At 58.8% G+C, this 3,641-nt stretch carries 4 protein-coding genes; 3 read left to right on the forward strand and 1 reads right to left on the reverse strand.

Annotation, left to right across the window (positions count from 1 at the left end):
• The 3 genes from Q7S58_RS12980 to Q7S58_RS12990 form a co-directional block, all read left to right on the forward strand.
• Nucleotides 1-732: ATP-binding protein (locus Q7S58_RS12980; RefSeq protein WP_304826141.1), on the forward strand; the 732-nt coding region annotated here is incomplete at its 5' end.
• The gene (locus Q7S58_RS12985) at nucleotides 729-1,166 is read left to right on the forward strand and encodes a response regulator (protein WP_370655514.1); all 438 of its coding nucleotides are present in this window, start codon (nucleotides 729-731) and stop codon (nucleotides 1,164-1,166) included. The genes Q7S58_RS12980 and Q7S58_RS12985, both read left to right, overlap by 4 nt.
• Nucleotides 1,166-2,602, forward strand: coding sequence for a sensor histidine kinase (locus Q7S58_RS12990; protein WP_304826147.1), 1,437 nt, complete (start codon nucleotides 1,166-1,168; stop codon nucleotides 2,600-2,602). The genes Q7S58_RS12985 and Q7S58_RS12990 overlap by 1 nt, the downstream gene beginning before the upstream one ends.
• 135 nt (nucleotides 2,603-2,737) lie before the next feature.
• On the opposite strand, the gene Q7S58_RS12995 is transcribed toward Q7S58_RS12990, so the two are convergent.
• Nucleotides 2,738-3,641 (reverse strand): glycosyltransferase family 4 protein (locus Q7S58_RS12995; RefSeq protein WP_304826150.1); only part of this gene is annotated, 904 nt, incomplete at its 5' end.

Below are 3,641 nucleotides of genomic sequence, written 5' to 3' on the forward strand. Positions count from 1 at the left end.
AGCCACGACTTGCGCTCGCCTCTCGTCAATATTATGGGTTTCGCCAGCGAACTCGACGTTTTGCGGAAGCAAATCTTTGAGCGGCTCGGGGAACTGCGTGCTCAAGTCGGGAGCGAGCAGGATGGTGAAAGCGATGAGGCGTTGCGCAGCGACGTCGAAGAAGCACTCAGTTTCATCAAATCATCGATTGCGAAAATGGATCGACTCATCGGCGCCCTTCTCAAGCTGTCGCGCGAGGGGCAGCGTCAGTTTCAGCCGCAATTCATCGACATGTCGCAGTTGTTGCGATCTACTTTAGAGGCATTGGCTTATCAAGCGCAGGACGTTAACGCCAAGATCAGCATTGGAGAACTTCCGGCGATCACCAGCGACCGGCTCGCCCTCGAACAGGTGTTCTCGAATCTCATGGACAACGCGGTCAAGTATTTGCGGGCTGGCGTGCCTGGGAGCATCGAGGTCCGAGCGACCGAATCTGATGGAGCGATCACCTACGAGGTTCGCGACAACGGTCGCGGCATCGATGCAAGTGATCGCGAGCGTATCTTTGATCTGTTCCGAAGATCGGGCATTCAGGACCGGCCGGGCGATGGCATCGGCCTCGCTCACGCGCGTGCGCTTGTGCGGCGCCTCGGGGGCTCGATCAACGTCGAGAGTGAGCCTGACCGCGGCACCGTATTCAAAGTGATGTTGCCCAAGAGGTGGCCTCTGCCAGTAAGTGAGATGATGGCATGACCCAACCAGTTATAATCGCGATGGTCGAAGACGATGAAGGTCACGCTCACCTCATCGAGAAGAACCTCCGTCGAGCGGGAGTCGATAACAAGATCGTGCCGCTTAAGGACGGTGCGAGTGCGATCACGTTCCTGTTCGGTTCTGACGGCTCCGGTCGCGTCAACAAAGGCCGCACTTTGCTGGTCCTGCTGGACCTCAATTTACCGGATATGTCCGGCATAGATATCTTGAAACGCATCAAGGAGAACGAGCATCTCAGAGTGTCACCCGTGGTGGTACTGACAACGACCGATGATAAGTCCGAAATCCAGCGCTGCTACGACCTCGGCTGCAACGTCTATATCACCAAGCCGGTCGACTATGAGAAATTCGCTAATGCGATCCAGCAGCTTGGGTTGTTTGTGTACGTCATGCAGGTTCCCGAGGCGATCTAATGTCCGCACCCCGCGCTCGCATTCTCTACATCGATGACGATCCCGGCCTGTGTCGGCTCGTCCGGAAGGATTTGGAACGTCAGGGTTATGTCGTCGAGATCGCGGCCGACGGTGCAAGCGGCCTTGTGCGGATCGCACAGGGTGGCATCGACGTCATCGCCCTCGACCATTACATGCCGAACCAGGACGGGCTGGAGACCTTGGCGAGCATTCGCAACTTGGCGGAACCGCCGCCGGTGATCTATGTGACCGCGATGCAGGAAGGCCGAGTGGCGGTCGCAGCCCTGAAGGCCGGTGCGGCCGATTACGTCACCAAGGACGTACAAGGCGAGTTCCTGGCGCTTCTGCAGAGAGCCATTGAGGCAGCCCTCGATGCGGCAATGTTACGTCGTGCCAAGGAAGCTGCCGAAGCAGAGAGCAAGCGCAACTGGCAACTTACCCAAAGTATCATTGACACGATCCGCGATCCCCTGGTCGTTCTCGAACACGACATGACGATTGTGACTGCGAGTAAGGCTTTTTTGACGATATTCGGGATCACGGAGGCGGAGGTGCGCGGGCGGCGTCTTTCCGAATTAGGCCAGCACCAATGGGACGTGCCGGCCCTGCGACATTTGATGGAAAAGGTGCTCCCGGAAAACAAGCCGATCGAAAGTTTCGAAATCGAGGATAATTTTCCGGGTCTCGGCCGCCGCGTCTTCAACTTGAATGCTCGAAAAATTTCTCAACCGGGGAACCATGCCCTTCGGATGCTCCTCGTCTTCGAGGACATCACCGACCGCAAGCAGCGCGAGCGCGACGCCCTAAGCTTGACCAACGAAATCTCTCATCGGATCAAGAATAACTTGCAGGTCATCGTTGGCTTAATCTCCTACGAAGCCAGATCGACGGCAAAGCCGTGCGTTCAGGGCTATCAAGCCATGCAGGCACGCATCGGAGCAATTGCCCAGCTTTACGACCTGATATCTCAATCAAGCCGCGGCGGGACCATCGCTGTGGACGCATATCTCAGGGAAATCGCCAAGGCGATGTCAGCGAGCCTGCTTGGAAACACATCGGGCATCGAAATAGAGGTCAAGGCCGAAGCGTTGGAAATCGACCCCGATCGTGCCGTACCCTTCGGCCTTCTGGTCAACGAGTTGGCGACGAACGCCATCAAGCATGCTTTTCCTGACGGGACCGGACGTGTCGTGCTGAGCGTGGAACAGGTCGGCGACCAAATTGAGCTGACCGTCGCCGATAACGGTGTGGGCATGAAGGATAAGGATGCGGCGAAGATTCCTGAGAAACGTGGTTCCGACTACGTGGCTATCTTCGTGCGTCAGCTTGGCGGCACGATCGCCCCGTCGGGATTGGAAGAAACTGGTACGATCGTTCGAATACGACTTCCCTTGCTTATGGTCCCCACAGGGGGGGCCAAGCGCGTAGCTGCATAGCGCGCTTCCAGGTTGATCGGCGACGAAGTCAGCAGTCCGATTTCTCGAGTCTTCGAGAATGCGGATTTCCTGCCCGCTCCAATCCCTTCGAGGCCTCGGTATGCAGGATCCGCGGCTTTGCCTGCTTCACGGTGGTTACGTCCGGACGGCAGCTTGAAGCTTGCCGTAAACCTGTAGCATTCGCTCGATCATCGCATCGATTCCATACTCGCTCGCGATCGAGCGGGCGGCATCGATGGTTGCAGGTTTGGCCGCAAGATCGAGCGCGCGGCAAAGCGCCTGCGCGAGGCCCTCACCGTCGCCTGCGTTGCGGACGAGGCTCGGATCGAGCCGTGCGACCGCATCGCGAGCGCCGCAACCCGTGCTGGTCACGATCGGCAGCCCGCAGGCGAGCGCCTCGATCGCCGTTGACGGAAACGGGTCATAGACCGCGGGCAGGATCAGGACATCGGCTCCGGCATAGTATGGAAGCGGATCGGTCACCGGCCCGATCAGGCGCAAGCGTGTTGCCGCAAGGCCGGCCCGTGCCGCGCACGCCGTGTAGGCGGCTGGCCGCCGGTCGCTGCCGATCACCCATAGTTCGGCATCGGTACGGCTCAAGGCTAAGGCGGTAATCGCCGCATCTAAGCCCTTGCGTTTATAGCCCGACCCGATGAACAGAACGACTGGCCGGTTTTTGTCGACGCCGAGCCGCTTGCGAAGCTCCGTGCGGTACTGCGTACGCGCCTCTGGCCGAAACCGTGACAGGTCGATCCCGTTCGGGACATGATGAATACGTTCGCGCGCATAAGAATAGTGATGGACGATCTCGTCCTCGACCATGGCGGAATTCACCAGTACGGCCTTGAGACGCCGACTTGCGAACAAGCGCCGCTCGAGCGCGAGTACGCCGCGATGAAAGGGATCGAGCCATTGTGCTGCGCGAGCAAGTCTCGTCATTCCGCGCGCGCGATGTTCCAGATAAGCGGCATGCACGCCGTCGCCCGCACGGAAGACATCGCAGCACGGGATGCGTTCGTGCACCTGAATGATCGAACCG

This window comes from Candidatus Binatus sp. (assembly GCF_030646925.1).
Taxonomy (GTDB): Bacteria; Desulfobacterota; Binatia; order Binatales; family Binataceae; genus Binatus.